Annotated in this window: 26 protein-coding genes; 11 read left to right on the top strand and 15 right to left on the bottom strand. The window is 43.4% G+C overall.

Annotation, left to right across the window (positions count from 1 at the left end; all coding sequences use genetic code 11):
* Positions 1-20 precede the first annotated feature (20 nt).
* Both DW640_RS17565 and DW640_RS17570 read right to left on the bottom strand, forming a co-directional pair.
* Positions 21-821, bottom strand: coding sequence for an RNA methyltransferase (locus tag DW640_RS17565; RefSeq protein WP_011109300.1), 801 nt, complete (start codon positions 819-821; stop codon positions 21-23).
* 4 nt (positions 822-825) lie between these two features.
* Positions 826-1,878, bottom strand: coding sequence for an alcohol dehydrogenase (locus DW640_RS17570; protein WP_117578772.1), 1,053 nt, complete (start codon positions 1,876-1,878; stop codon positions 826-828).
* 177 nt (positions 1,879-2,055) lie between these two features.
* On the opposite strand from DW640_RS17570, the gene DW640_RS17575 reads away from it, so the two are divergent.
* Complete coding sequence (locus DW640_RS17575) at positions 2,056-2,490, top strand: DUF6078 family protein (RefSeq protein ID WP_008760274.1); 435 nt, start codon at positions 2,056-2,058, stop codon at positions 2,488-2,490.
* 135 nt (positions 2,491-2,625) lie between these two features.
* Here DW640_RS17575 and DW640_RS17580 read toward each other — a convergent pair whose 3' ends face one another.
* The 5 genes from DW640_RS17580 to DW640_RS17600 all read right to left on the bottom strand — a co-directional run bounded on the left by DW640_RS17580 (position 2,626) and on the right by DW640_RS17600 (position 9,398).
* Positions 2,626-4,716 (bottom strand): BT4734/BF3469 family protein, encoded by a 2,091-nt coding sequence (locus DW640_RS17580; RefSeq protein WP_055229016.1) that lies wholly within the window; start codon positions 4,714-4,716, stop codon positions 2,626-2,628.
* A gap of 582 nt (positions 4,717-5,298) precedes the next feature.
* Entirely contained in the window at positions 5,299-6,192 is an 894-nt protein-coding gene (locus DW640_RS17585) for a HEPN domain-containing protein (RefSeq protein ID WP_008760161.1), read from the bottom strand.
* Positions 6,193-6,263: 71 nt separating this feature from the next.
* Complete coding sequence (locus DW640_RS17590; RefSeq protein ID WP_022470170.1) at positions 6,264-7,235, bottom strand: nucleotidyl transferase AbiEii/AbiGii toxin family protein; 972 nt, start codon at positions 7,233-7,235, stop codon at positions 6,264-6,266.
* On the bottom strand, positions 7,216-7,959 hold the full coding sequence (locus DW640_RS17595; protein ID WP_022470171.1) for a DUF6088 family protein: 744 nt from the start codon (positions 7,957-7,959) through the stop codon (positions 7,216-7,218). Before DW640_RS17595 ends, DW640_RS17590 begins: the two co-directional genes overlap by 20 nt.
* A gap of 212 nt (positions 7,960-8,171) precedes the next feature.
* On the bottom strand, positions 8,172-9,398 hold the full coding sequence (locus DW640_RS17600; protein ID WP_008760160.1) for a YecA family protein: 1,227 nt from the start codon (positions 9,396-9,398) through the stop codon (positions 8,172-8,174).
* Positions 9,399-9,548: 150 nt separating this feature from the next.
* On the opposite strand from DW640_RS17600, the gene bla reads away from it, so the two are divergent.
* From bla to DW640_RS17615, 3 genes are read left to right on the top strand one after another with little or no spacing between them, the layout of a single operon-like run.
* Positions 9,549-10,430 (top strand): class A beta-lactamase, subclass A2, encoded by an 882-nt coding sequence (gene bla, locus DW640_RS17605; RefSeq protein ID WP_011109295.1) that lies wholly within the window; start codon positions 9,549-9,551, stop codon positions 10,428-10,430.
* A 33-nt stretch (positions 10,431-10,463) separates the two neighbouring features.
* Positions 10,464-11,840 carry a GNAT family N-acetyltransferase gene (locus DW640_RS17610; protein WP_117578773.1) on the top strand — a complete coding sequence of 459 codons (1,377 nt, stop codon included), beginning with the start codon at positions 10,464-10,466 and terminating at the stop codon, positions 11,838-11,840.
* 21 nt (positions 11,841-11,861) lie between these two features.
* Positions 11,862-12,404 carry a hypothetical protein gene (locus DW640_RS17615; protein WP_008760157.1) on the top strand — a complete coding sequence of 181 codons (543 nt, stop codon included), beginning with the start codon at positions 11,862-11,864 and terminating at the stop codon, positions 12,402-12,404.
* On the opposite strand, the gene DW640_RS17620 is transcribed toward DW640_RS17615, so the two are convergent.
* From DW640_RS17620 to DW640_RS17630, 3 genes are all read right to left on the bottom strand, one after another.
* Complete coding sequence (locus DW640_RS17620; RefSeq protein ID WP_008760156.1) at positions 12,399-13,073, bottom strand: MarC family protein; 675 nt, start codon at positions 13,071-13,073, stop codon at positions 12,399-12,401. The two genes, DW640_RS17615 and DW640_RS17620, sit on opposite strands and share 6 nt — an antisense overlap.
* A 215-nt stretch (positions 13,074-13,288) precedes the next feature.
* Positions 13,289-13,753, bottom strand: coding sequence for a MaoC family dehydratase (locus DW640_RS17625; RefSeq protein ID WP_004308264.1), 465 nt, complete (start codon positions 13,751-13,753; stop codon positions 13,289-13,291).
* Between the two features lie 106 nt (positions 13,754-13,859).
* Positions 13,860-14,390 carry a GDSL-type esterase/lipase family protein gene (locus DW640_RS17630; RefSeq protein WP_117578774.1) on the bottom strand — a complete coding sequence of 177 codons (531 nt, stop codon included), beginning with the start codon at positions 14,388-14,390 and terminating at the stop codon, positions 13,860-13,862.
* Positions 14,391-14,490: 100 nt separating this feature from the next.
* On the opposite strand from DW640_RS17630, the gene DW640_RS17635 reads away from it, so the two are divergent.
* Both DW640_RS17635 and DW640_RS17640 read left to right on the top strand, forming a co-directional pair.
* Positions 14,491-16,140 (top strand): RluA family pseudouridine synthase, encoded by a 1,650-nt coding sequence (locus tag DW640_RS17635; protein ID WP_117578775.1) that lies wholly within the window; start codon positions 14,491-14,493, stop codon positions 16,138-16,140.
* An 81-nt stretch (positions 16,141-16,221) separates the two neighbouring features.
* Complete coding sequence (locus DW640_RS17640) at positions 16,222-17,199, top strand: fimbrillin family protein (protein ID WP_117578776.1); 978 nt, start codon at positions 16,222-16,224, stop codon at positions 17,197-17,199.
* Positions 17,200-17,271: 72 nt separating this feature from the next.
* On the opposite strand, the gene DW640_RS17645 is transcribed toward DW640_RS17640, so the two are convergent.
* Entirely contained in the window at positions 17,272-18,630 is a 1,359-nt protein-coding gene (locus tag DW640_RS17645) for an MATE family efflux transporter (protein ID WP_008760152.1), read from the bottom strand.
* A gap of 117 nt (positions 18,631-18,747) precedes the next feature.
* Positions 18,748-18,993, bottom strand: coding sequence for a hypothetical protein (locus DW640_RS17650; RefSeq protein WP_008760151.1), 246 nt, complete (start codon positions 18,991-18,993; stop codon positions 18,748-18,750).
* A gap of 85 nt (positions 18,994-19,078) precedes the next feature.
* Here DW640_RS17650 and DW640_RS17655 point away from each other — a divergent pair, with 85 nt between their 5' ends.
* Positions 19,079-19,384 (top strand): nitrous oxide-stimulated promoter family protein, encoded by a 306-nt coding sequence (locus tag DW640_RS17655; RefSeq protein ID WP_008760150.1) that lies wholly within the window; start codon positions 19,079-19,081, stop codon positions 19,382-19,384.
* Positions 19,385-19,412: 28 nt separating this feature from the next.
* Here DW640_RS17655 and DW640_RS17660 read toward each other — a convergent pair whose 3' ends face one another.
* Positions 19,413-20,918 carry a TrkH family potassium uptake protein gene (locus DW640_RS17660; RefSeq protein ID WP_008760149.1) on the bottom strand — a complete coding sequence of 502 codons (1,506 nt, stop codon included), beginning with the start codon at positions 20,916-20,918 and terminating at the stop codon, positions 19,413-19,415.
* A 228-nt stretch (positions 20,919-21,146) separates the two neighbouring features.
* Here DW640_RS17660 and DW640_RS17665 point away from each other — a divergent pair, with 228 nt between their 5' ends.
* On the top strand, positions 21,147-21,878 hold the full coding sequence (locus DW640_RS17665) for an SDR family oxidoreductase (RefSeq protein WP_008760148.1): 732 nt from the start codon (positions 21,147-21,149) through the stop codon (positions 21,876-21,878).
* 100 nt (positions 21,879-21,978) lie between these two features.
* Positions 21,979-22,248, top strand: a complete 270-nt coding sequence (locus DW640_RS17670) for a zinc ribbon domain-containing protein (protein ID WP_008760147.1) — start codon at positions 21,979-21,981, stop codon at positions 22,246-22,248.
* A 112-nt stretch (positions 22,249-22,360) separates the two neighbouring features.
* Here DW640_RS17670 and DW640_RS17675 read toward each other — a convergent pair whose 3' ends face one another.
* Both DW640_RS17675 and DW640_RS17680 read right to left on the bottom strand, forming a co-directional pair.
* Positions 22,361-22,633, bottom strand: a complete 273-nt coding sequence (locus tag DW640_RS17675; RefSeq protein WP_008764645.1) for a GNAT family N-acetyltransferase — start codon at positions 22,631-22,633, stop codon at positions 22,361-22,363.
* 10 nt (positions 22,634-22,643) lie between these two features.
* On the bottom strand, positions 22,644-23,957 hold the full coding sequence (locus tag DW640_RS17680) for a TIGR01777 family oxidoreductase (RefSeq protein ID WP_008760145.1): 1,314 nt from the start codon (positions 23,955-23,957) through the stop codon (positions 22,644-22,646).
* Positions 23,958-24,353: 396 nt separating this feature from the next.
* Between DW640_RS17680 and DW640_RS17685 the strand changes: the two genes are divergently transcribed.
* The gene (locus DW640_RS17685; RefSeq protein WP_117578777.1) at positions 24,354-25,193 is read left to right on the top strand and encodes an endonuclease VIII; all 840 of its coding nucleotides are present in this window, start codon (positions 24,354-24,356) and stop codon (positions 25,191-25,193) included.
* A 32-nt stretch (positions 25,194-25,225) separates the two neighbouring features.
* Positions 25,226-26,206 carry a lytic transglycosylase domain-containing protein gene (locus DW640_RS17690; RefSeq protein ID WP_008760143.1) on the top strand — a complete coding sequence of 327 codons (981 nt, stop codon included), beginning with the start codon at positions 25,226-25,228 and terminating at the stop codon, positions 26,204-26,206.
* Positions 26,207-26,222: the final 16 nt, after the last annotated feature.

The following is a 26,222-nucleotide window of genomic DNA, read 5'->3' on the forward strand; positions in this document are numbered from 1 at the left end:
CATATGCTAAAACCTCAGAACTATCGAGCACGAAGTTGCCAGAAAGCTACGGCAGCCGCAGCGGCTACATTGAGCGAATCGACGCCGTGCGACATAGGAATACGGACTACGTAGTCAGCTTCGGCAATCGTTTCCGGCGAAAGTCCGTCCCCTTCGGTACCCATCACGATAGCCAATCTGGGTTCGGTTGCCAAGACAGGATCATCAATGGAAACAGAGTTATCCGTGAGTGCCATGGCAGCTGTACGGAAGCCCAACTTGCCCAAGTCGCTGAGAGAACCGTCCATCCAAGTCCATGGTACAAGGAAGACCGTTCCCATCGATACTCTGACTGCACGACGGTTCAACGGGTCACAAGAGTTACGCGTCAGTAGTACGGCATCAATTCCCAGGGCGGCTGCCGAACGGAAAATAGCACCGATGTTGGTTGTATCAACAACACCATCGATCACGACGATGCGCCGGGCTTCCCGACAGACTTCTGCCATACTGCGCACCGCAGGACGACGCATGGCACAAAGAACACCACGTGTCAGGACATAACCGGTCAATGTAGCAAGCAGTTCCCTGCTACCCGTATAGACAGGCACATTGCCACAACGTTCAATGATGTTGGAGGCATCGCCAGTGATATGTTTATGCTCACACAAAATGGCTAAAGGTTCATAACCGGCGTCCAGAGCTCTCTCTATGACCTTTGGACTTTCTACGATAAAAATACCCTTGTCAGGCTCGATACGATTGCGTAACTGAGCCTCGGTAAGAGTACAGAATATCTCAACTCCGGGATGAGACAAAGAGGATATTTCGACAACAGGCATATTCTTATTTATTACTTTCAGTTTGACATACAATCGCTACCTTGATGACGCCGTCCAGCTTGTTTTCAAAGATACGATATGCCTCCTCAATCTCGTTCAGCGAACAGCGATGGGTAATAAGAGGAGTGGTATCAATCTTTCCCTCTTCAATCAGACTGAGGATCTCAGCACAGTCACAGCCGTCTACACCTCCTGTTTTGAAAGTCAAATTCTTGCCATACATCTCAGGCAAAGGAAAAAGCAGAGGTTTGTCATAAAGAGCCACAATCGTGACTATCGCATTGGGACGGGCACAGTCCCACGCCATCCGGAAACTATCTTCGGTCCCCGCCACTTCCAGAACAACATCAGCTCCACTGTGATCACTGTTTTGGAGTACAAACTCCTTGCAGTTCTCAGGTGTCGTTATCAGTACATCGGGATAATGTTCACGGACAAACCGAATCCTTTCAGGGGACTTTTCACAGACAATGATACGCTTCGGATTCTTCAGCATCGAGCAGAGCAAAGTACAAATTCCGGTAGGTCCGGCACCAATGAGGAGGATAGTATCTTTCTCCGTAATCTCCGAGATACGAGTTGCCCAGAAGCCTGTGGCAAGGACATCACCGACAAAAAGAGCCTGTTCATCACTGACTGTATCGGGAATACGGTTCAGTCCTTGATCGGCATAAGGTACTCTGACATATTCCGCCTGCCCGCCGTCGATACGGCAGCCTAAAGCCCAGCCACCGTTGGGGTCGGTACAGTTGTTGACATATCCGTGATGACAAAAGAAACACTCCCCACAGAAAGTCTCGACATTCACGGTTACTCTGTCGCCGGGTCTGACTGATGTAACTTCAGCTCCCACCTCTTCCACGACACCTACCATCTCGTGTCCAACCGTTATTCCGGGTACTGCACGCGGCACACTACCGTGTTTGATATGCAGGTCACTGGTACAGATACTGCCAAGAGTCACACGCACGATTGCATCCCGTGCATCCGTAATTTTCGGTTCCGGTTTTTCTCGCAATTCAAATTTTCCGTGTTCAATATATGTGTATGCAAGCATAATCTCTTCTTTATTTAATGAATAGATCCATTGCAAAGATAGTGATTTCAAAAAGAAATCGCATAGAACAATGGTATTAGCTTATCAATCATTTCTCATTCTTGAAAGAAAGCCTTACATTTGTAGAGAATACAAAACTTGTATCCCTTGCTATCATAAATAAAACAAAGTCAACAAATGAAAGAAGAACCCGACAGCCTGTCTGTCCCTTACAATTTTGCCCGTTGCTTCAACGACCAATGCCCACAAGCCTCCAAATGCTTACGCCACATAGCTGCACAATATAACGGAGCCGACTATCTTTATATCACCAGCGTTAATCCGGCACGCTATCCTGCGGACGGGAATCAATGCGAATGTTTTAAAACGGCTGTAAAAGTTCATGTAACATGGGGACTTAAACGGTTGCTTGACAGGATTCCTTATGAAGACGCAGTCAGTATCCGATCACAGTTGGTGGGACACTATGGGAAAACAGGATATTACCGCCTCTATCGTGGAGAACGAGGCCTTATGCCCAAAGATCAAGCTTATATAAAACAATTGTTTCGTAACAAAGGAATAAAAGAAGAGCCTGCTTACCAACGCTACACAGAAGAATATATATGGTAAGTTGCTGTCATCTGTCACCAAACGGGACATAACAGACTCATTATGAACGAATCAGCCCGTGACAGCAGGAGGTGATTGCATTGTGACAGCATTTTTGCCGTCACAATGCAATCACACATTTATTATTTGTTCCCGCTACCCGGTCACTAACTTTACGACATGGTAAAGCGTACCGCTACGTACATGTTTGGAGGGGATTTCCTGCTTTTTCAGTATTCTTCCAAATGAATTGACCCTTTTCACGGACATCGGTATCGAACTATTTCTCTGAATATCTTCCATAATCTCCGCCGGAGACAACCACTCCCCTTCTTCAGGCTGTGCGGCACGAAAATAACGAAAAAACAACTGTTCTTCCGGAGGAACTTGCTCAAATTCACGATTGTTTTCCATCATAATCTTTTCATCCTCCTGGTCGAACCAATAGCGTTCGCCATGTTCCAATTCATACATGGCTTGCGCGTAAAGCTGCTCATAATCTATCGGACGATTCGTGTCAATCACTCCCGTCACTTCGATACAGATGAAACGACGGCTACCGGAAGGATCGGTCAACAGGTCTTTTTGATTACTCGTAGCGATAAATGAAGCATACCGGCGCATTTCGAGCACGGCACTGGCATGAGGTTTCCGCATATTTACCACAGGCTTTTGCAGAATATGTTTCAAGAAGCCCTGTTGTGTCGAACTGACCTGATCAAATTCATCAATATTGATGAGCGCAAAACGATTGAGATAAAGTTCCGCATCTTTCTTTCGCGAGAAATCAATGCTGTCAGTATAATAGGAACGTTCCGAAGGTGGCATTATACTCCGGCAAAAGGTAGATTTTCGCGTCCCTTGCGCCCCGACCAGCAATGGCGAAACACTGTTCGCGTATTTTTTATCATACCCTCTCCAATGAGAAACCATATTGAGAAACCAGCGGTGAAACAAGTCTGTCCAATACGGATTCCGGCAAGGAACGGTAGCTGCCAATTCACGGATACGGTCTTTACCGTCCCATCCGGGAAGTCGATAGAGAAAATCCTCCAACGGATTGAATACAGGCACGCGATTTGAATAGATATACCGACTGATATCCCTGTCCCACAGTGGAATACCCTCCATTTGTGCATCTAGGGCAATGCTATTCAGCGCCCGTTTGTCGAGAGGATTGAAACGAAAACGGAAAGACAGCCTTTCCCGATATTCCACCTCGGCGATTTGTGTGTTATAGCGAAATTCATAACGGCGTTTCATGAATTCTTCGGTCTGTAAGGCTAGCTGTTGCTCTTTGCTCAGACTGATATTTTTGCCGAAACCTTTACATTCGAGATATACGTTGCCAATCATCTCCCGGATCAACACTTCTTGTTTATACATATAGAAATGAAAAACGGTACGTTTCACGACTTCTTCCTGAGGCAATCCCGAAGCAAAACAATTTTTGGCCAATTGTACGACCAATGGTTGCCATTTATCTTCCCGTAATTGGAGGCCTGCTTCGCTAAGATCTGTATAAGCTTTCCGAAAAGCAGCTTCAAAAAGCATCAAAAAAGCATTTTCTGTATCATATCCCGGCACGGCACGAGTCAACGGAGACTTCTCTGCCTGCACTGCCTCCCGGAAAGTCGTCTCTTCGGGCATCGCTGTGGGCTGCGAGAGATAAAATTGCACGGAATTCGGACGATACATAATATCCGGATCATAAGACAATCGCGAATATTGCTCCAAAGTCGGCTCTTTGGGAAGTATATCGAACGGGATTTGGGGCTGATAACATTTCACGGCCAGCCGATAGGCGTGAGCGTGAAACAGTTCCGCCTCTTCCCGTGTTTTGGGCAGTGAGTTATCCGGACGAGTAAAAGTGGTCCATATCTTCACCGTTTTTCCACTCGAACCCATAAAAGCGCAACGGGTCTGCGGTTGTTCACTCGCTTTTTGTTTCACCAGAGCTATCTCCGATTTATTGGACAGGGGACCGACAGTCAGTTCAATAATACCATTGTACGCTTTCATCTGCTTCTGCCCGTTTACTTTTCTAAATTCTGCGGCAGGAATTATCTCGGGAAGCTTGTCGGCAAACATACACCGATCATCTGGAAGCATATATCTTAATTCTTCTCTGAAAGTGGAAACCGGACGGGATTTTATCTCTGTTTTTACTTTGTTTACCAATTTTTCAAGATCCATTACGCTGAGCGCTGTTGTATCTCCATTTTTACGGAATTGGGTAATTTTCATTTATATAATAATAGGTTGTTTGTGTCAGCGTCTTCGTGTCGTTGAGACTGCTAAATTACTCATTATATCCGGGACCGACAAGAAAAAACGAAAGTTTAATATAGAAAAGAGAAGACACTAAAGAAGTAATCTAAGCTGGGTCATGATAAGGTTATAGCACTGAATTAGTTTCGTCGCCTTGAAACCATAGTTTCAGCGAAGAGAAACCATAGTTTCAAAGGCTTGAAACTTTAGTTCCAACAGCTTGGAATCATTAGTTTCAAGCGTTTGGAACTATGGTTTCAAGCATTGGGAACTTTAGTTTCAAACTGCAAAACAAACTGTTTCTTACAGTAGAAAAGATAGTTACATACCGTGATGAAATCAACGACTTCACAACATATCCCGAATCACAAATACAAGGGTGACAGCATAATTGCCATCACAGTGCTGTCACCCACTGCTGTCACATCATTAACTATTTATAATCTGATAGTTAGAATGAAATCGGTGACAGATGACAGATATATTCTTCTTTTTAATTTATAGGGAGTGACAGCCAGACGGATGCAAAGTTATAAGACTTTAAAATTTTTCGTGTGTTCAACCATTTTCCGCCATCGCATTATATTCTGCAATTTTCTCTTTGCAAAGACGTTCAGTCATTTCCTTTAGAATCTCTAAACGTGAAATTAAGTATTCCAGCTGTTCGCGTGTAATTTTGTAATCTTTGTTATAGCGGGCCTCGATATAGGCTCGGCATAACAGATCGAAACACTCTTTTTCATCATCCGTATTTTGAGGAAAAACCGTTACCAGTTCCATCGAAAAGCGCTTTACCATTCCACCAAGGTCTTGAAGTCTGTGACTTTTCGGACGGTAATTCGTAAAAACCATCAATATAGTATTATAAAGTTTCTCACAGGATTGATGAAGCATAAAGGCAGAAAGGTTGTATTTTTCTTTAAGTATAAAATAATCCTTTACACCAGTTAGGAAGTCACAAGCATAAGGGAAAAGTTTATCAAATTCATTTTGTGCAATATCCCGAATCTCCCTAAAACTCAACTTCCGTGGTTTAGCCAATTGATATTTGCCACTATCGTAAAGCAAAATTCCTTCTTTTACAATATCTGTAAAGAAATACTGGCTAACCTCCAGATTATTGTTAACCGTATTTATATGTTCGACAATGAATTGCGGAAAAGCGTGACGACGGTATTCAAACAAATCATGATATTTGTTAGTGATACGCTCCAGTTTTCTTTCTGCCCGCTTGACTGCTCCGTTGGTGATGACAAGAATATCATAATCACTCTGATACGAGGTACGAACACCGAACTCTATTTTAGTATCCCATAAAACATAATTACCCCTGGCATAACTCCCGAACAGAATAATCATCTGACAGTTATCGACGCTTTTGCAGACTAAGTCCAGCAGAACTGTCAGTTCTTCCTGCGTTCGCTTGGGCAAATGTTTTATAGACTTCTTCATGAACACTTATTTTGATGACCTTACAAAGGTAAGAACTTTACCATACCAAGCCAACAAGGCTACTAAAAATCTTAAAAATAATTATGCTTAAATATCTCCACTATATCCATAAAACTATGTGCAACAACAGTTTCTTTCGGGATAGCAGAAAATGCTATACCCGGCAGTTCCCTAACATAAGTATTTTTCAGTTCACTCCAGATTGTTGGAAAATCCACCAATAAAGGCGATTGACCTAAATGCTTCTCCGTCCATCCTTCCGGTTTGTCGAATGTTTCCTTATCATGCTGTAACAGATTCTCAAAGTCTTGGCAAAATTGTTCAGAATGCAGATATACAACACAATCTTTATCCTGCAAAAGATAATGCAGGTCGTAGAAATGGCGTATTTTTGCTGCCATGTCATACATATATTTATCCGACAATGAAAAACGGATCAACGATACCAGCTTTTCCGTAAATGTCTGTCTTTTATCCAACACATTCATTGAAAATGGTCTCATATCGTATTCTTCGATAAGATTGTCGTTTCCCGTCTGCCTAAAAAAATCGCTGATGAAACACTCTATTACCTTTTGTTCATACGGATAGGGATTGGCGAATGAATTGATTTCAACTAACAGTTGTCCGACATTTACTATTTCTTTGATGGCTTTGCCAAGTATATTCGGATAAGCATACATCGCTTTATAGTATCTGGAACCTTTGCTCGTTACTCCTTGTACGACAAATTCATCCAGTCCGACAGTCATTTCTTTGGCTATCCGTTTAATAAGCATCTTTAACTGATTGCCGCTTAAGGAATTTGCATCTGAAATAGCTACATCTATATCTTCAGAAAATCGGTTACCAATTTTGTAGGCTTTGGAAAGCGAAGTACCTCCTTTAAATATAGCTCTTTCTGCATTTGAATCTTGTGCCATCAGTTTCAAAGACCGTGTTATCCAATAGTCCTTTTCTATATATACAGCCTTTATATCCAACTGTTCCGCTGCGGCAAGTACAGCATCCGTAAACAGCTTCTTATTTTCGTGTAGGTTCATATATTTTCCAATTTTGTTTCGTGGGTAATACTGATGCAGATAGTGGCAATTTGTATTCAGTTATGCCATTTAGAGACTTTCGGATAATACCCAATAGTTCTTTATCACAACCTGTATTTTCCAGAATAGCACCACACAACGCTCGTACATAGCTTGTATATTGCAAGGTACATTTTACGAGTATTTTTTTTTGTTCATCATCCAATTCCTTTATTATTTCTTTCAACCGCAAACAAGCTTCATCGGGTGATGTGCCGGGTATTTCGCGGATGAAACGAATTGCATCCAAAATGCGTAATACTTCTATGTTTTTCCGTGTAATCGGATTAGGCTGCAATATAAATGAAATGGTATATTTCTCTCGTTTCACAGCACGGCGGTATTTGTTTGTACCTATCTGAATATAAGAGGAAATTTGAGTCGTCAGCCCAAGCGCATTGTAGGCAGAATACCCTGTAATATAACCTATCAGCTTTCCATCACGCTCAATATAATCTTTGGCTATTTGGTAGACGGAAGGCTTCAATATGCCGAACTGTGTCTTTCGTGGCTTGTAGAACTTTCCTTTGGACAGTTTCATCAACTCACCGGAATCCGCCATACGATTCAAAGCCTTGACCACAGCCGCTTTACTTTGTGGACCAAAATCAAAATCTGATGCAGTTAATACATAATCATCAGAAAAATTACGAACTAATTCCTTTATCTCTTTTGTTATATTCATGATCAAACCGCTAATAACGCTGCAAAGGTAATAAAAAGTCCCGTTTTTTACGTGAAAAACGGGACAATTCACAACCGTAAGGAAAAGGTTGCCTAATTCTCTTGCACAATATCCCGAATCTCCCTAAAGCTCATTTTCCTCTAATCTCCAACACAATCTTTCAAAGAACAGTCCGCCTATACCAACATAGCATCTCTACGAACAGTCCCTTTTCAGTTATCCCTGCCGCAACATTTCTTATATTTCTTTCCGCTCCCACAAGGGCAAGGATCATTCCGTCCGATTTTCGTTCCGGAGAATGTATCATAAAACATACCATCAACCATTGTTTGCATTTTAGGAGTGATATCCATGCCTGCTGCTTTCATCGTTGGTCCGGCAACGATACGAGGAGGAGTTTTCACCGATTCACCCCTACCAAGTAAAGCAGATGCTTCGGTGGACGAGTGACCTTTCAAGAACCAACGGGGACAATCATTACAATAGTTTACAGCTATTCCAACCACTTCCTGAAGTTCTTGCATAGAAAGAACCTTCGTGTCTATTGCCGAAACAATAGCAGACATCGGATTTTCGTCCATCTGTATTGCATACCACAGCCACTGTATCTTGGCCTCAGCCAGTTCTTCATTATAACCTAATTTCCTCATCATAAATCCTTTCAGTTGATCCGAATGCGGATTGGAAATATAGAACACAGGCATCGTTCCAGCCGACAAAACCTCTTCGACGGTAAACTTCTTCAAACTTTTTATAGCACGATGTGCATATAATCTTTCCTCCAAGTCCTCAACTTCCAATAATAAGGGAGATCGAACATACATAACAGAATTATATATATCTTCTATATCAAACGTCAGTTGTCTCATCAACATTGAATTTGATAAACCTTTAGCTATTTCGTCCTTTGTCATTGAACCCTTCAAGTATCCGGTCAGTTGCTTCAAAAATTCCGTATAAGGTAAGAGACCATAAAGATTTAAAATTCCTAAAGCATACTGCTCCAGCACAAAACGGCTGTTCTCTTCCGTTGATGTCAAAAACTTATCAATATGGGGAGCAACCGCTTCACGCAACTCATCACAAATCATATAACGAATCTTGTCTCCGTTCAAACCACGGTCGGTCGCAACAAAAGAAAGTAATTCTAATGTACTCGTCATTATCATATTAGGTTCTTCCACATAGGTATTGGCTCCTGCTTTCACCAATTTTTGAAGGAGCAACCATTCATAATGTGTCAACTGCGGAATCCATATATCCGGACAAGTCAGAACAGCTTCTGCAAGACAGGATACATACTCTTCTTTTCGCAATTTTGAAGGAATGGGAAGAAGAAGCAACTGTGCTACATCTTTCAATTCTTCTTTTGTACTCAATCTTAAACCATCCGCCAACTTCACCGACGATTTAAACAACTCTGAATGACATTTTAACATATAGAAGGCTTATTATTTTGTTTACCGACAAAAATAGATAATTCTTATGCAGGATTACTATTTCCAAGTAAATATTTGCTGATAAAATTAGTATTTATATCTTTGTGACTCTTAAGACCCAAATACAAACCAATTAATGAAAAAATTAGTATGCGCTCATTCATCCTGCTTCTCTGTCTGATCCCCACTATTATCTGTGCACAGAATCTTTCTCTGGAGGACCAACTCAAACAGGCTATCAAAGGCAAGAAAGCTGAAATCGGTATTGCCGTCATTATCGACGGAAAAGATACGGTAACTGTCAACAATGACATTCATTATCCATTGATGAGTGTATTCAAATTTCATCAGGCGTTGGCATTGGCTGATTATATGGGAAAGCAGCAACAGTCATTGAACTTTGAACTGACCATAAAGAAAGAGGATTTAAAACCCGATACTTATAGTCCGCTGCGAGATAGTTTTCCACAGGGAGGATTCAATATAGACATTGCGGATTTATTAAATTACACCCTGCAACAAAGTGACAACAATGCTTGTGATATTCTGTTTCAATATCAGGGAGGGGTAGATACGGTGAACCAGTACATCCATTCCCTGGGCGTTACGGATTGTGCCATTGTCTGTACGGAAAACGATATGCACCAAGACGAAAGTCTGTGTTATCAAAACTGGACTACTCCGCTGGCCGCCGCGAGACTCTTGGAGATATTCCGCAAAGAAGCACTGTTCCCGCAGGAATACAAAGACTTCATCTATCAGACCATGACAGAATGCCAGACCGGACAAGATCGACTGGTTGCTCCATTGCTCGGCAAAGAAGTTACAATCGGCCACAAGACAGGGACGGGTGACCGCAATGCCAAAGGACAACAGGTAGCCTGCAATGATATCGGCTTCGTCCTCCTGCCCGACGGACACGCTTACAGTATAGCTGTCTTCGTCAAAGATTCCGAAGAGAATAATCAGGAGAACAGTAAAATCATTGCGGACATCTCACGTATCGTTTACGAATATGTGACGCATCAATAAAATAGAAGTATAACAACATTAACTACGATTCTTATGAAGCTACATCATATCGCCATCTGGACTTTCCGTCTGGAAGAATTAAAAGATTTCTATGTCCGCTTTCTGGGCGGGACAAGTAATGAGAAATATATCAATCCCAAGAAGGGATTCGAATCATACTTTATCTCTTTTGATGAAGGTCCCACTCTGGAGTTGATGAGTCGGGTAGATGTGCAGAATACCCCGATAGAGGAAAACAGGCGGGGACTGACACATCTTGCGTTCACATTTCCCAGCAAGGAGGAGATTCTTCGCTTTACGGAAGAAATGCGCTCCGAGGGGTATACCATAGCAGGTGAACCACGCACTTCGGGCGACGGATACTTTGAGAGCGTTGTACTCGACCCCGACGGAAATCGTTTGGAATGTGTATACAAGAAAGAACCGGAAGCAGAAAGAACCGAAGCGGCTCTATGCCCGAATATCGAAACGAAACGTCTGCTACTGCGCCCTTTTCAGGAGAATGACGCAGAAGCATTCTTTGCCTGTTGCCAGAACCCCAATTTGGGGAATAATGCCGGATGGGCTCCCCACAAGACGTTGAATGAATCCCGTGAAATCCTTCACGGCGCATTTATAGGACAGGAAGGTATATGGGCTGTTACATTAAAAGATACACAGCAATTGATAGCTTCCATCGGCATCGTACCCGATCCGAAACGGGAAAATCCTCAGGTACGTATGCTGGGATATTGGCTGGACGAACCGTATTGGGGAAAAGGATACATGTCGGAAGCAGTGCAAGCCGTGCTCAACTATGGCTTCAACGAACTACAGCTCAGCCTCATCACTGCCAACTGTTATCCGCACAACAAACGTTCGCAACAAGTGCTGAAGCGAAACGGATTTATCTACGAAGGAATACTTCATCAGGCAGAACTTACCTATAACGGGAATATATATGATCATGAATGTTACTACATTCCCAATATAGCACGCCCCACCGAACAGGATTACGATGAACTGATACAGCTGTGGGAGAAGTCTGTGCGTACCACGCACCACTTTCTGACAGAAGAGAGTATCCAGTTCTATAAGCCACTGATACGCAACCACTATCTGCCGGCAATAGAGCTCTTTATCATCCGCAACTCTCACGGAAAGATTGCCGCATTCATGGGATTGAGTGATGAACTGATCGAGATGCTGTTTGTACACCCCGACGAACAGGGAAAGGGATACGGAAAGCGATTGATAGAGTATGCCATCCGCCAAAAACAGATCGACAAGGTGGATGTAAACGAAGACAACGACCAGGCTCTCCGGTTCTATCAGCATCTGGGATTCGAGATCATCGGACGGGATGAAACAGACAGCATGGGCAAGCCGTATCCAATCCTGCACTTACAACTGGCCGACGATAAAAAATAAGATACTGAACCCAAAATAAAAATGGATTTACGCACACAACTGGCCACACGCTTCCATATAGAGAATATACGGGAACTACTTCATTATATAAAAGAAGACGAACGGCTCAGAGAGGAAATTTACCGGCTGATCTTTGATGAGGATGACGTTGTCTCTTATCAGGCATTGTGGGTTTGTACGCACTTCTCAAAGCCTGAAGTAGAATGGCTGACTCTGAAACAAGACGAACTGATAGACGCAGCACTTACCTGCCCGCATTCGGGAAAACGAAGGATGTTACTGAACCTGCTATGCCAACAACAGCTAGCCGACCCTCCACGAGTAGACTTACTGGATTTCTGTATGGAACGAATGGTATCGAGAAATGAGCCGGCAGGAGTGCAGTCTCTTTGCATCAAACTTGCCTATCAGCTGACCTGCTCCATCCCCGAACTACAGCAAGAATTGCGCACTATGCTGGAGATAATGGAACCGGAATTGTTGGTTCCTGCCATACGTTCAGTAAGAAAAAATACATTGAAAGCTATCCAAGCAAAGAAAAAGAAAGAACATCCGAACTCATAATATATTCAGATGGAATATCTGGGAAATACCTGTGACGGAAATCTGTATACCGATGCAAAAGGTAAAAAAGGCAACGAGTTTATTAATAATCTGATTTCCTACAGGTCCCAGTTTCTGAATGATCCTCTGTCCCTGTGAAAGAAACACATAGAGTATCCCAGCCATACAAATAATGACCAGCGCAATGACCAGATAATTGATTCCGGTATGCAACAGTTTGCCTTTCACACTGGCAGATGCCATCAAAGTAAAGATCACGGATATACTGCCCGGACCGATACTGATAGGAAACGTGATGGGATAAAATATCTTCTGCTCGATGCTCTTCCACTTGAAGCTGTCCACATTCTGGCTGGTCCCTTCTTTATCGGAAGAATTGGAATCACCCAACAGCTCAATCGCTGTCTTACAAATAAGTATTCCACCACCCAGTTGAATCACAGGAATCGCCAGACCGAAAATCAATAAGAATAAATGACCTATCAGTAAAGTGCCTACACCGATCATTATAAAGTTAATGGTTAGTTTCTGAATAGCAGTTTTTCGTTGTGAAGGATCAAGGTTTGCAAAGAATCCATTGACGACAAAACCGTTTCCTAAAGGATTGATCACCGGAAACAATGCCATAAAAGAAGATGAAAATATGATTAAAAGACTACTTAAAGACATAACGCTCACTTTTTAATTGCTTCATGATTATTTGAATACATATATGATATGTAAAACACTCAGCAGCGCTTATGGATGCCGCAATCATGACAAACCTCTTATTATTTTGATATTTTAACCGATTTCCGTGTATTTACATATTTTACATCCAATAAATAAAACAAAAGGCCGCTTCCTTTGCAGGAAACAGCCTTATCTTATCTTTTCGTCGTTACTCAATTAAAATAATACAGGAACACAGCAATCCCTTCAAGGGCTTTCTTCGGTTGATCCTTAATCTCAATTGCAAACTTGATTTCAGCTTTTGCCACACCGCGCAGATTGGTCAGTGAGTGTAGAGTAGTTACCAGACGAATGCTCTGTCCGGACAAAACAGCCTGACCGAATTTCATCTTATCCATCCCGTAGTTGATCATCATTTTCAGATTGTTCACCTGAATAATCTGATTCCACAGGTAAGGAAGCATGGAAAGCGTCAGATAACCGTGAGCAATCGTACTGTGATACGGACTGTCTACTTTTGCACGTTCTGTGTCTACGTGAATCCACTGATGATCCAGTGTTGCGTCTGCAAAAAGGTTGATACGTTCCTGAGAGAGTTCCACATAATCGGAAACACCTATTTGTTGCCCTACCAGCTTTTCAAATTCTTCGTACGAGTTGATAATAACTTTTTCCATCGTCTCATCGTTTTATGGGGGTTATACATATTGATTAATGGGGCAAAAATAGGAAAAATAAATGATACGCCACCTATTTACATGACAAAAGCGTTAACATAAAATTTCATAGATGCTCCTGTCTGTTGAATGCCTGCTTCAGCGCCGTACTTAATATCCGATACCCTTTTCCATTCAAATGCAGATTGTCAATAGTCAGCTCCGGATTTAATCTGCCGTTCATCAGTAATTGATCAAAAACATCCAAATAAATGACGCCTGTCCCTGTCAGTTTTGCAACTATCTTCTCATTCAGTATGCGGATGAACTTGTTCACAGCCGTACTGTAATCATCATAATCATTACGAGGAAAAATACAAAAGAGATACGTTTTTCGGGAAGGAACCGCAAGAACAGCTTTCACATACCGCTCTACATAATCATCTGTATTTTCTTCATTCAGCTGATAAATGTCATTGCTCCCGAACTGAATCACTACCTGACAGTCGGATGTATCTTCATGAAATGACTCGACATACGCCAGCCCTTCTCCGGGAGCACCGTAGTTCAGACATTCCCATTGAGGGAAATATACATTCAGTGCCCAGAATGCCATGTGGCTGTTACCTACAAAAGCGAATTTTGGTTTGTCTTCCATTTTATTCCTCTATTTTATTCCAACTACAAAACAAATATAGAATAAAATTCGCGGATTTGCCTTACTTTTGCAATCAATAACGATATTCAGATAAGAATCAATGATACATTTTTTCGACCAACCGGTTTCCCATATTGCACTACCGGAAAGGTTTACATACCCTTTCAACTATACTCCTCATCCGCTATGTGTATTAGCGGCCGAAGAAGTCAAAGCTTATATCTCGACAAAGAAAGAGTGGCAAGAGGAACTGACCCTCGGAAAAATGTTCGGAGTACTGATCGTACAAACCCAGGAAGAAGGATCTTCCTCTATCGGTTATCTTGCTGCTTTTTCCGGCAATCTGGCAGGAAAGAATCTGCATCCGTATTTCGTCCCACCTGTTTACGATTTGCTGCAACCACAGGGATTCTTTAAAATAGAAGAAGAACAAATTTCAGCTATCAATGTCCGTATCAGTGCATTGGAAGTTAATCCTCATTATCTGCACTTAAAAGAAAAACTGGACAGGGAAACGGAACAAACAAGGCTGGCTCTTATTCAAGCCAAAGAGGAACTAAAGACAGCAAAGAAAGAAAGGGAACTTCGCCGCAAGTCATCCCCTGCCCTGTCTAAAGAAGAACAGGACGCACTTGTTCGTGAAAGCCAATATCAGAAAGCGGAATTCAAGCGATTGGAACGGGGATGGAAAGAACGAATCAAAACGCTGGAAGAAGAGGTTATCACCTTTGAGACGGAAATAGAAAAACTAAAAAACGAACGGAAGCAACGTTCGGCAGCCTTGCAGCAAAAGTTATTCGAACAGTTCCGTATACTGAATGCGAAAGGAGAAATAAAAGACTTATGTACTATCTTTGAACAAACCGTACACAAAATCCCCCCTGCCGGAGCAGGCGAATGTGCCTTGCCCAAATTGCTGCAATATGCCTACCTTCACCAACTGAAACCATTGGCTATGGCCGAGTTCTGGTGGGGAAACTCTCCGAAAACAGAGGTACGGCATCACGGTTATTATTACCCTTCGTGTAAAGGAAAATGCGAACCGATTCTGCAACACATGCTGCAAGGACTGGAAGTAGACGGGAATCCACTTTCGCCCCAAGCACACAGGAAGGAAGAATTAGAAATCGTTTTTGAGGACGAATGGCTGGTGGTAGTCAATAAGCCATCCGGTATGTTGTCTGTCCCCGGAAAAGAAGAGGAGACGGATTCCGTTTACCATCGTGTAAAAGCTAAATATCCGGAAGCTACCGGTCCCATGATTGTACACCGGCTGGATATGGCTACTTCGGGGTTGTTACTTGTCGCCAAAACTAAGGAAGTTCATCAACACTTGCAGGAACAGTTCATCAATCGCAGTATTAAGAAGCGTTATGTAGCCTTGCTGGATAGAAATGGATTGAACCAGCAACTCGAAGAAACAGGAACCATCAATCTTCCTCTTTGCCTCAATCCGCTCGACCGCCCCCGGCAAATGGTCAGTGAAGAATACGGCAAACCGGCAGTTACCGAATACCGGATTCTGAACTATTCCGATAAGTACATACGCATCGCTTTTTATCCATTGACAGGGCGTACCCACCAACTACGGGTACATGCCGCCCATCATCAAGGATTAAACTGCCCCATTCTGGGCGATGAACTCTATGGAAAAAAGGCGGACAGGCTCTATCTCCATGCTGAATATATTGAGTTCCGCCATCCCGTTTATGGCGATATCATCTGCATACAGAAGGAAGCGGAGTTCTAAAAATAGTTTCTTCCGATATGAACTAAATTCTTTTTGAAATGTATATAGGGGTAATTACTAACTTTCAAAAAGAACCTGACTATGAATTTTAAGTTTCGAATTACAAAGTATCTGGCAGTATCCGCACTGGCGGTGCTGCTGTTAGGAGCCTGCTCCAAAAACAACATTTATATGGATGTTGCCTATCCGAACGGAGAAGAAAATAGTGCCGGAGAAGAGGGAAACAATGACAATCCTGACAAAAAAGATGCACTCATTACTTTCAGTGCTTCCGTAGAAGGAAGAAATATAACGCGTGCCATGTCTCCGATGGGAAAAGGATTGCAGAGCTGGTTATGTGCCTACCCTTCCAATACCACCAATACGATAGAGGGAGAGCCTGTCGGTGAAGGCAACTATATCACTTCTTCTCCCGGAGTGTTGACGGGAATACAAAGTTATAAAATGTATCTCAGTAATGATATCTATAGTTTTTATGCGGTTTCCTGTAATTCCAGCAACCCCGCTCCTACCTTTACCAACGGCAAGTCCGAAGCATTATCCAATGGGGTGGATTATCTGTGGTGGCATGCCCTGCATCAGGATGTGACCAGTTCACAAGTCAACATTCCCATCACTTACCAGCACGTAGCCACTCAGGTCGTGATAACCATAACGGGAGGTGAGAATATTACACTCAACAAAGTACTCTCCGCCACTATTACTCCCACGAAACCGGGAGCTTTCATGGATCTGTCAACAGGGATCATTTCTTCAGAAGTCAGTTACGATAAGCCTGCCGACATGGGAATCAATGATTTCACGGTTCAATATATCATGCTTCCGCTGAAAAGTTCCGATCCGATGGCTTTAACGATGGAATTGATGGTCAACGGAGAAAGTTTCTCACGTACTTACAATACGACCATTACCCCGCCAGACAATATTCTGGCTGCCGGAAATTCATATCTTTTCCGTGCAGTAATCAACGAAAACTCCGTATCATTCGGTAACGTGAGCGTAAAAGACTGGACGGATGTAGATGAAAGCGGTAACCCGCTGTATCCGATACAAGACTAAAATATGATAAAGTATGTGTCAAAAGTAACTAAACTCCCCTACGGGTATATTGACTTTTGACACACACTTCAATTATACAACGACACTTGTCAGCACCTGACGTTTCAACCTGCGATAAACATAAATAAATGCAGGAATCAAAAACAAATCAGCCGCTATCCATGCCATCGGATCACCGTAACAAACAGCGATAAAGCCGAAAGCCGGCACGGCATAAATACTGACGAGAATGCGTGCAATCATCTCCGACACTCCCGAAAACATAGCGAGATTAGTATATCCCACCCCTTGAATGGTATAGCGCAGGATACAAAGTAACCCAAGCATCGGGAAGAAAGAGACTGATATATGCAGGAAAAGTTCTGTTTTCTCCAAGATCTCAATTTCCGACGGATCAACAAAAATCAAGGCAAAAGATTTGGCTCCCAGCATCAGAATCAAGAAAGTGACGGCTGTATAGATAACCATCATCAGCGTGCTGGCTTTAATCCCCGACCAAATACGTTCAGGCTTTCCGGCACCGTAATTCTGACCGCTAAAGGTAGCCATAGCCATACCCAGACTCTCCAACGGACAAAGGAAAAACATTTTGATACGCATCGCAGAAGTAAAAGCTGCCACACACGCCGTACCCAACGCATTATTCGCACTCTGAAGCATGATACTGCCAATGGCCGTAATGGAGAACTGCAATCCCATAGGAACGCCAATGGAAAGCAACGTCTTCGCCAGCTTCGACTGATACTTCCGTTCTTTCGGCGTGCCCCGCAGAATGTCAAACTTCCGATACATATAAACGTAACAAAGAAAAGCGGAAACTCCCTGCGAAAAGACAGTAGCAATGGCAGCTCCCATCACTCCCCAGCCCAGTACCAAAATACAGAATAAATCGAGAATAATATTGAGCACCGTAGCCAGTACCAAGAAATAGAAAGGTGTCTTACTATCTCCCAAAGCACGGATAATGCTTGACAACAGATTATAAAAGAAAGTACAAGGTATCCCAATAAAAGTAACAAGCAGATAAGCATACGCTCCTTCAAAGATATTCTCTGGTGTACGCATCATCTTCAGGATATCCGCACAATAAATACTGGTAAAGATGGCTATGACCACAGACATCACAACAGCAAGTTGCAGACTGACGGAAACGTAACTGCGCATCGTACTATAATCCCTCGCCCCAAACTTCTGTGCCACGGGGATACCGAATCCTCCACAACATCCGTTGCAGAAACCCAGAATAAGAAACACAACGGATGTACTAGCCCCGACAGAGGCTAACGCATTAATACCCAAAAACTTTCCTACGATTGCAGCATCAACAAGCGAATACGTTTGCTGCAACAGATTGCCGAACAAAAGCGGCAGAGTGAAATTAAAAATCAGAGGTAATGCCGGCCCTGCCGTCATCTCTTTAGAAGTTGCCATACGTCTATGTCCTAAAAATTGGCTGCAAAGATACAGAAAAATCCGGTTGAAAGATTCTAATCCCGCACCCTCTTTTTATTGACATAAATCAAAAAAAGACGAAGTGCCGGCAACTGTCTATCTCTTCACCAGTCTTTTCGGCGAACCATGCCAGGAACAACCCAGACAATAAACTTCCGTCAAATCAAATCCATCGGTGGAAGCTGCCGGATCTTTAGGCACAACTTCTCCATTTTCGAGTACATAGACCAAAAGACGCTCTTTACGGTCATTCACCACATATAGGGCAGCAATCTTGCATTGCGGACATAATAACTTTCTCATGCCGCAAAGATACGCATAGTTTCCAGCAACGGCAATCATTCCAGTGGAAGTTCTTTGCAGAATATGCGATCAGTTTATTATCTTTGCCGAAGTGAAGCCAGCCTCCAAAGCCAAAAGAAAACAAATGGAAACAGATAAAAAACCGCGTATCACTCAGGAAAAGAGAACCGTAGAGATCATGATCCGTCTCTATTGCCGGAAAAAAGAGAAGAATGCAACCCTTTGTCCGAAGTGCGAAGAGTTGCTCCGCTACGCACATGCCCGTCTTGACCATTGTCCGTTCGGAGAGAAAAAAAGCTCGTGCAAGAAGTGTCCCGTACATTGTTATAAGCCTGCCATGCGCAAACGGATGCGAGAGGTTATGCGGTTCTCCGGTCCCAGAATGTTATTCTATGCCCCTTTAGAGGCGATACGCCATTTATTCTCCTGAGCGGCAAAGCTATACCGGCAAAATAGTCTTAACGGTTTTTCCAGAATCCCGGATAAAAGAGTAACAGAACGCTGAAAAGTTCCAGTCTGCCTATCAACATCAGAAAAGAAAGAACCCATTTTGCCAAGTCCGGCAAAGAATTCCACGAGTATGCGGGACCGCAACTACCCAAACCCGGTCCCACGTTACCGATACTGGAGATTACCGTACTGACCGATTCGGAGAAACCGACTCCTAAAAATAAAAGAATCGTCCAGCCGATCAGAATAATCACCAGATAAAAAGCAAAGAACAGTAATACAGTCGTTACGATGGAAGAAGATACGGTTTGTTTGTTAACCCGTACCGGAAGCACCGCATTCGGATGAAGCAGATGTTTGAATTCATTCCGGATGGTCCGCGCCACAATCAGTAACCGCATATTCTTGATACCTCCGCTGGTAGATCCCGTACAACCTCCCGAAAGCATCGCTATAAACAGCAACAGCCACGTGAAAGGAGGCCACAAATTATAGTCATCCGTCGCAAAGCCGCAGGATGTATGCACCGTAGCTACCTGAAACAATGATTTACGAAAAGCCAGCTCCCATCCATAGTTGTTCTGAAATACGAGTGCCAAAGTGATAAGCAATGTCAATATCCCGACAGAGCCCAGAAACCAATGCGTTTCTTCATCTTTAAACAAGCGGCCGACTTTTCCTTTCAGACACATCAGGAATAAGGAAAAGTTAATACTGGAGATAATCATAAAGATAGCGACAACATACTCGATATACGGAGAATTCCAGTAAGAAATACTGTTTTGTTTGGTAGAATATCCTCCTGTCGCCGTAGTAGCAAATGATTGACAAATGGCATCAAATAAATCCATTCCGCCAAACATCAGCAGGATCGTCTCCGAAACGGTCAATATCAGATAAACAGTCCACAGCCATTTCGCCATTACATTGATTTTGGGATGCGTGCGGTCATGAGTCACTCCGGTAGTCTCGGCAGAAAAGAGCTGTACGCCGCCTGTGGTAAAGATCGGGAGAATAGCAATCGTAAAAAAGACAATCCCCAGTCCACCAATCCACTGCGTCAGGCTTCGCCAAAACAGCATCCCATGTGAAAGGGACTCGATATCATCGAGTATCGTAGCTCCTGTGGTAGTGAATCCGGACATCGTTTCGAAGAAAGCATTGGTGATGGTATCAATGCTCCCGCTGAAATAAAAAGGAAGCATCCCGAAAACGGTAAAGAATATCCATGAAAGAGTGACGACACAATATCCGTCCCGGCGGCTCATCTTATTCTCCGCTCCCCGTCCGTAAAGCAATAATAATCCTCCTGCTACGGCATTAATCACACACGTATAAAGAAAATACTTATAATCATCCTCTCCGTACCCCAACGAAATACCGGCACACAAAAGGAACATTCCCAACTCAATAAAAAGCAACGTCCCAAGCACCCGTCCTATCATTTTCGGATTGATCATGCTGTTGCTTTTAGCACGCGCATACACACTATTGTCTGATATATACTCTTCCATAACTCATGAATTACTCTGCACGAATCCCATAGCTAATAGTATGCCAAAACAGCCGTATTCTTTTTAAGCTGCTATTTATCAGCAACATACTATTTCTGCTTTGAAAAACGAGAAGACTCCTACCCTACCAAAATGAAAAGGTTTCCTGTCAAAACGAAAAGGATGGCTTTCAAAATGGAAAGTTCCCCTTTCAAAATAGAAAGATTTGACTATCTTTGTTCCAAAAAGATGAAACGAGCCATTATCATAGGCGCCACCTCCGGTATCGGAAAGGAAGTTGCCCAACGCCTCCTGTCCGAAGGATGGCAGATCGGCATAGCGGGCAGACGCCAGTCAGCTCTCGAAGATTTCCGGCAAATCGCACCGGAACAGATAAAAATCCAATCACTGGACGTCACTCAGGAAGACAGTGCCGGAAAACTGGATGCGCTTATCCATCAATTGGGCGGTATGGATTTATTTCTGCTCAGTTCCGGCATCGGTTTCCAAAATATGGATTTGAAGATGGAAATCGAGCTGAATACCGCACGTACCAATGTCGAAGGTTTCACACGAATGGTGGATACCGCTTTTTCCTATTTTAAGAACAATGGAGGCGGACACCTGGCTGTCATCAGTTCGATTGCCGGAACTAAAGGTCTGGGAGTTGCCCCTGCCTATTCTGCAACGAAGCGCTTTCAGAATACATACATCGATGCTCTTGAACAACTCGCCCACCTGCAAAAGTTAAACATTCACTTTACCGATATTCGTCCGGGATTTGTAGCCACTGACTTGCTGAATGACGGAAAGCATTATCCTATGCTGATGAAAACCGACCAGGTAGGCCGCGACATTGTACGCGCACTTCATCGGAAACAGCGGGTAGCTATCATTGACGGACGTTATCGTATTCTCGTATTCTTCTGGCGAATGATTCCCCGATGGATATGGAAACGTTTGCCGGTGAAAACAAAATAGCAAGATCGGATAACTGAGAACTTATTGAAAGTAACTATATTTGTAAACAGATAAAAGAGAATTATTTATCATGCTTTTACTCACTTAAAATCAATAAAAAATGGAACAGAAAATTTGTCAGTGTTGTGCTATGCCAATTGATGAAACGACATTCGGAACAGAAGCAGACGGCAGCAAGAATGAAGAGTATTGCCAGTATTGCTATGCAGACGGGCATTTTACCAAAGAATGCACAATGGATGAAATGATTGAGCTCAACCTGAACTACCTTGAGGAGTTTAATAAGGATTCGGAAGTAAAGTACACTATAGAAGAGGCGCGGGCAACGATGAAAGAGTTCTTCCCTCAACTAAAGAGATGGAAACAATAGGCTAAAAAGGGACTGACCCGAAAATTCTTCTTCCAAACGTATCTTTGTCACAAATATCCATTACAGCAAAGAGAAAATGACTTTTCGTGCTTTTAGGTCAGCCCCTATTTATTCAACTATCCGCATTCATTTCCGGATGGCGTTCAAGCCACCTCACTGCATAGGAGCAGGTAGCTTTCGGTTTCATCCCGTTGGCGAGTGCAAAGTCGTAAGCAGCTTTCACCAGTGCGGCAGCAATTCCGCGTCCTTCTATCGGTTTAGGGACAATCGTGTGAATAATATCAAGATAATCACCTAACAGGCGATATTCTACAAATGCGGTACGACCGTCGACTTCCGTCTTGAATAGTTTCTGTTCGGGCTGATGAGTAATTTTGTAATCCATAATGTTTATTTTAAAGTTGTTCAATCCATTGTAGCCGATTCGTATCATAGCCACGACGTTCGGCGGCAGTTACTAATTTCTTTTTTATATCTTCCGGCAGTTGGGGCGTCCGACTCAATATCCAGAGATATTTATCGGTACTGCTGCCTATAAGAGCATAATTGTAATTCTCCTGATCCAATTCCATCACATAATAATCGGAATAGAAATTCAAGAAAAAAGAGACTTTCAGTTTACCGGGCTGTGCAGGGTCGGGAATCTTGGCGTGTCCAGTGGCTGTTTTACAAATATCGTAAGGGGAATTGCGTTTATATCCCCGATTCTCAACACGAATTGTTCCATCGGAACGGAGGGTATAAGTAGCGGTCACTTCCATAAGCCCACGTTCGAAACGATGATCATAACGGGCTATCTCGTACCAAAGCCCCATATAGCGTTTCAGATCAAGCCGATCTACCGTACTGTGATCTGTCTCCTCAAACAACTTCTCTATGGTAGGAACGGAAAAATGGAATCCGGCTTCCAGCAAACGTGTAGGACGCACACTCTGTCCGGCTGTCAGAAAAGAGGCGGCTTCACCGTAGAGCAAACGAAAGACCGTTTGCGGAACAATCAAAGTTGTCCACGCATGATACGCCTTTCCCATCGCACGTGTAAACGTGGACTGTGAAACTGCTTGAGGAGCAACCAAATTGAAAACACCTCTCAACTCTTCATTTTCAATAAAGAAGGCCATGGCACGACAAAGGTCACGAATATCTATCCACGGAAAAGGTTGCGTACCCGGCCCTATGACGGCGGCAACCTTTGTTGCGCGTAGCGGGCGAAGCATCTGTTGCATCGCTCCCCCATCGGGAGAAAGCACTACACCGAAACGGGTAATGACAAGCCTGGTCGGTTGCGGACAACGCTTCGCTTCCTTCTCCCACGCATAACAAAGATCGGACAGAAAACCATCGCCACGAGTCTGTGTATACTCGTCCGATTCCACCAAAGAGGGGTAATATCCTACAGCAGAGGCCGAAATCATAAGTTTCGGTTTGGTTTTGACTGCATTCAAGGCACGGATAATGCGGTGTGTTACTGTTATCCGGCTATTGAAAAGCTCTTGTTTATGTTCCGGCGTCCAGCGCTGATTGATAGGAGCGCCTGCCAAATTTATAATGACATCGCAATGCGTCAGCGTCTGAACCAAAAGTCCGGACATACCTTCCCGAAACATCGCTCTTCCCAAAGGAATGATCCGATGTCCACCCTTTTCGGTCAGATAGTTAGAAAGATGTTTGCCTATATATCCGGTGGCTCCGGTCATTGCTATATTCATCTTGATTCTTCGTTTTTTTAACTATACTAGAGAAACGTATCAAAAGCAGAAAAGGTTCTTTGAAAAAAGTAAAATAAACTATTTCATTGCAGTTGTTATATATATTGATAAACTCTGCCCCCTACGGAGGTATGCTTGTGCCAACACTGTGGCACAGTTGTGCCAATGCGGTGGCACAGCCGTGCCAAGCCTTTGGCACAACTGTGACAATCTGTTGGCACAAGTGTGTAAAAGCAAGGCGCAGTATTAGCATGCCGGATAACGTCTCTCAACATCTCAGAAGAAAATGACACTCCGGTAAACGGATCTATTTTGTTCTGCCGAATTAGGGCTATTCTGATTAATAAGCATTATCTTTGCAAGAGAACATTTATAGAACCATAAAAAAGAAAGAACATGATTGAGGCACCCGAAGCGCTCTATCTATGCGAGCAACTGAACAAGACTGTCAAGGGAAAACGAATCACAAATGTATTCACCCTGTTCACTCCTCACAAATTCGCTTGGTTTTCCGGAAGTCCCGACGAGTATGCCGAATGGCTGACCGGAAAGTCAATAGACCACGCACGTTCACAAGGAGGCATGGTAGAGATGACAATAGGCGACAAAATGCTGATACTTACGGACGGAGTAAATCTCCGGTATTACGCACCGGGAACGAAACTGCCTGCCAAACATCAACTCCTGATCGGCTTTGAAGACGAAAGCTGCCTTATCGCTTCCGTGCGCATGTATGGAGGAATCATGTGTTACAGCAAGGACGCCGCCAACGGCGTACTTTCCGAATATTACCGGACAGCGAAAAGCAAGCCGCAGGTCATGTCGGACGCTTTCAGCAAAAAATATTTCCTCGGACTGATTAATGATGAAAGTGCGCAGAAGAAATCCGCCAAAGCCTTTCTGGCTACTGAACAGACTGTTCCGGGACTGGGAAACGGTGTATTACAGGACATTCTGTATCATGCCCACATCCATCCAAAGAAAAAAATAGCAGCATTAACGGACAAAGAAAAAGAAAATTTGTTCTATCAAGTAAAGGAGACCATGAACGATATCTACCTGCAGGGTGGACGAAACACTGAATCGGACCTGTTTGGAGAAAATGGCAAGTATACAGCTTGCCTCTCTAAAGACACGGCAGGCAAAGCCTGTCCCCGTTGCGGAGAAACCATTGTCAAGGAGAATTATCTTGGCGGTAGCATCTATTACTGCCGTGGTTGCCAGATATTGGAATAAGAACCAATCAAATGACTAAAAGAAAACAGAAAATGAAGAAATTTACCAAGATCAATTACATTCTAACCTTTATATTAGTGTTCTGTATCGGAGCTACCCTGCCTATTCTGATCGGTAGCAGTCATGTAGACGAACAGCATTCCGCCAAATCGGAAGTGCCTTATTGCGTCACCTCACCTACTGTCCCCGAGCAGGTGACTTTTGACGGAGAGACAATCGACCTCCGCCGTTACGACCGCCGCGAACGGATGGACCGGGAGATGATGGCGTTCACCTATATGCACTCCACCACCATGTTACTCATCAAGCGTGCCAACCGTTACTTCCCGATTATAGAACCGATTCTGAAAGCGAACGGTATCCCCGACGATTTCAAATATCTGATGGTCATCGAAAGTAATCTCAACAACATAGCCCGCTCTCCGGCCGGTGCAGCCGGATTATGGCAATTCATGCCTGCTACCGGACGCGAATTCGGACTCGAAGTAAATGAGAACGTAGACGAACGTTATCACATCGAAAAGGCAACGGTAGCCGCCTGCAAATATTTCAAGCAGGCTTATGCCAAATACGGTGACTGGATGGCTGTATCTGCCGCCTATAATGCCGGACAAGGACGAATTTCCTCTCAACTAGACCAGCAACTTGCCAGCCACGCAATGGACTTATGGCTGGTAGAAGAGACTTCCCGCTATATGTTCCGCCTGCTGGCAGTCAAAGAAATATTCAAGAATCCTCAGCGATATGGATTCCTGCTGAAAAAGGAACACTTGTACCCGCCTATCCCCTACAAAGAGATAACGGTCACTACCCCCATTGCCAACTTAAGCGATTTTGCCAAACAGCAGGGAATCACATACGCCCAACTTCGGGACGCGAATCCTTGGCTACGCGAACAAAGCCTAAAAAACAGGACCGGAAAAACATACGTTCTCCAGATACCTACACAAGAGGGAATGTACTATGATCCAAAGAAGACGGTTGCATATAACAAGCATTGGGTAATAGATTAATGTAATAGGTAATAAG

This window comes from Bacteroides sp. AM23-12, assembly GCF_003434395.1.
GTDB classification, from domain to species: Bacteria; Bacteroidota; Bacteroidia; order Bacteroidales; family Bacteroidaceae; genus Bacteroides; species Bacteroides thetaiotaomicron.

Excerpts from the sequence above, each read along its gene's own strand:
- DW640_RS17565 (WP_011109300.1), bottom strand. The coding sequence starts at position 821 with ATGCCTGTTGTCGAAATATCCTCTTTGTCTCATCCCGGAGTTGAGATA.
- DW640_RS17570 (WP_117578772.1), bottom strand. The coding sequence starts at position 1,878 with ATGCTTGCATACACATATATTGAACACGGAAAATTTGAATTGCGAGAA.
- DW640_RS17575 (WP_008760274.1), top strand. The coding sequence starts at position 2,056 with ATGAAAGAAGAACCCGACAGCCTGTCTGTCCCTTACAATTTTGCCCGT.
- DW640_RS17580 (WP_055229016.1), bottom strand. The coding sequence starts at position 4,716 with ATGAAAATTACCCAATTCCGTAAAAATGGAGATACAACAGCGCTCAGC.
- DW640_RS17585 (WP_008760161.1), bottom strand. The coding sequence starts at position 6,192 with ATGAAGAAGTCTATAAAACATTTGCCCAAGCGAACGCAGGAAGAACTG.
- DW640_RS17590 (WP_022470170.1), bottom strand. The coding sequence starts at position 7,235 with ATGAACCTACACGAAAATAAGAAGCTGTTTACGGATGCTGTACTTGCC.
- DW640_RS17595 (WP_022470171.1), bottom strand. The coding sequence starts at position 7,959 with ATGAATATAACAAAAGAGATAAAGGAATTAGTTCGTAATTTTTCTGAT.
- DW640_RS17600 (WP_008760160.1), bottom strand. The coding sequence starts at position 9,398 with ATGTTAAAATGTCATTCAGAGTTGTTTAAATCGTCGGTGAAGTTGGCG.
- bla (WP_011109295.1), top strand. The coding sequence starts at position 9,549 with ATGCGCTCATTCATCCTGCTTCTCTGTCTGATCCCCACTATTATCTGT.
- DW640_RS17610 (WP_117578773.1), top strand. The coding sequence starts at position 10,464 with ATGAAGCTACATCATATCGCCATCTGGACTTTCCGTCTGGAAGAATTA.
- DW640_RS17615 (WP_008760157.1), top strand. The coding sequence starts at position 11,862 with ATGGATTTACGCACACAACTGGCCACACGCTTCCATATAGAGAATATA.
- DW640_RS17620 (WP_008760156.1), bottom strand. The coding sequence starts at position 13,073 with ATGTCTTTAAGTAGTCTTTTAATCATATTTTCATCTTCTTTTATGGCA.
- DW640_RS17625 (WP_004308264.1), bottom strand. The coding sequence starts at position 13,753 with ATGGAAAAAGTTATTATCAACTCGTACGAAGAATTTGAAAAGCTGGTA.
- DW640_RS17630 (WP_117578774.1), bottom strand. The coding sequence starts at position 14,390 with ATGGAAGACAAACCAAAATTCGCTTTTGTAGGTAACAGCCACATGGCA.
- DW640_RS17635 (WP_117578775.1), top strand. The coding sequence starts at position 14,491 with ATGATACATTTTTTCGACCAACCGGTTTCCCATATTGCACTACCGGAA.
- DW640_RS17640 (WP_117578776.1), top strand. The coding sequence starts at position 16,222 with ATGAATTTTAAGTTTCGAATTACAAAGTATCTGGCAGTATCCGCACTG.
- DW640_RS17645 (WP_008760152.1), bottom strand. The coding sequence starts at position 18,630 with ATGGCAACTTCTAAAGAGATGACGGCAGGGCCGGCATTACCTCTGATT.
- DW640_RS17650 (WP_008760151.1), bottom strand. The coding sequence starts at position 18,993 with ATGATTGCCGTTGCTGGAAACTATGCGTATCTTTGCGGCATGAGAAAG.
- DW640_RS17655 (WP_008760150.1), top strand. The coding sequence starts at position 19,079 with ATGGAAACAGATAAAAAACCGCGTATCACTCAGGAAAAGAGAACCGTA.
- DW640_RS17660 (WP_008760149.1), bottom strand. The coding sequence starts at position 20,918 with ATGGAAGAGTATATATCAGACAATAGTGTGTATGCGCGTGCTAAAAGC.
- DW640_RS17665 (WP_008760148.1), top strand. The coding sequence starts at position 21,147 with ATGAAACGAGCCATTATCATAGGCGCCACCTCCGGTATCGGAAAGGAA.
- DW640_RS17670 (WP_008760147.1), top strand. The coding sequence starts at position 21,979 with ATGGAACAGAAAATTTGTCAGTGTTGTGCTATGCCAATTGATGAAACG.
- DW640_RS17675 (WP_008764645.1), bottom strand. The coding sequence starts at position 22,633 with ATGGATTACAAAATTACTCATCAGCCCGAACAGAAACTATTCAAGACG.
- DW640_RS17680 (WP_008760145.1), bottom strand. The coding sequence starts at position 23,957 with ATGAATATAGCAATGACCGGAGCCACCGGATATATAGGCAAACATCTT.
- DW640_RS17685 (WP_117578777.1), top strand. The coding sequence starts at position 24,354 with ATGATTGAGGCACCCGAAGCGCTCTATCTATGCGAGCAACTGAACAAG.
- DW640_RS17690 (WP_008760143.1), top strand. The coding sequence starts at position 25,226 with ATGAAGAAATTTACCAAGATCAATTACATTCTAACCTTTATATTAGTG.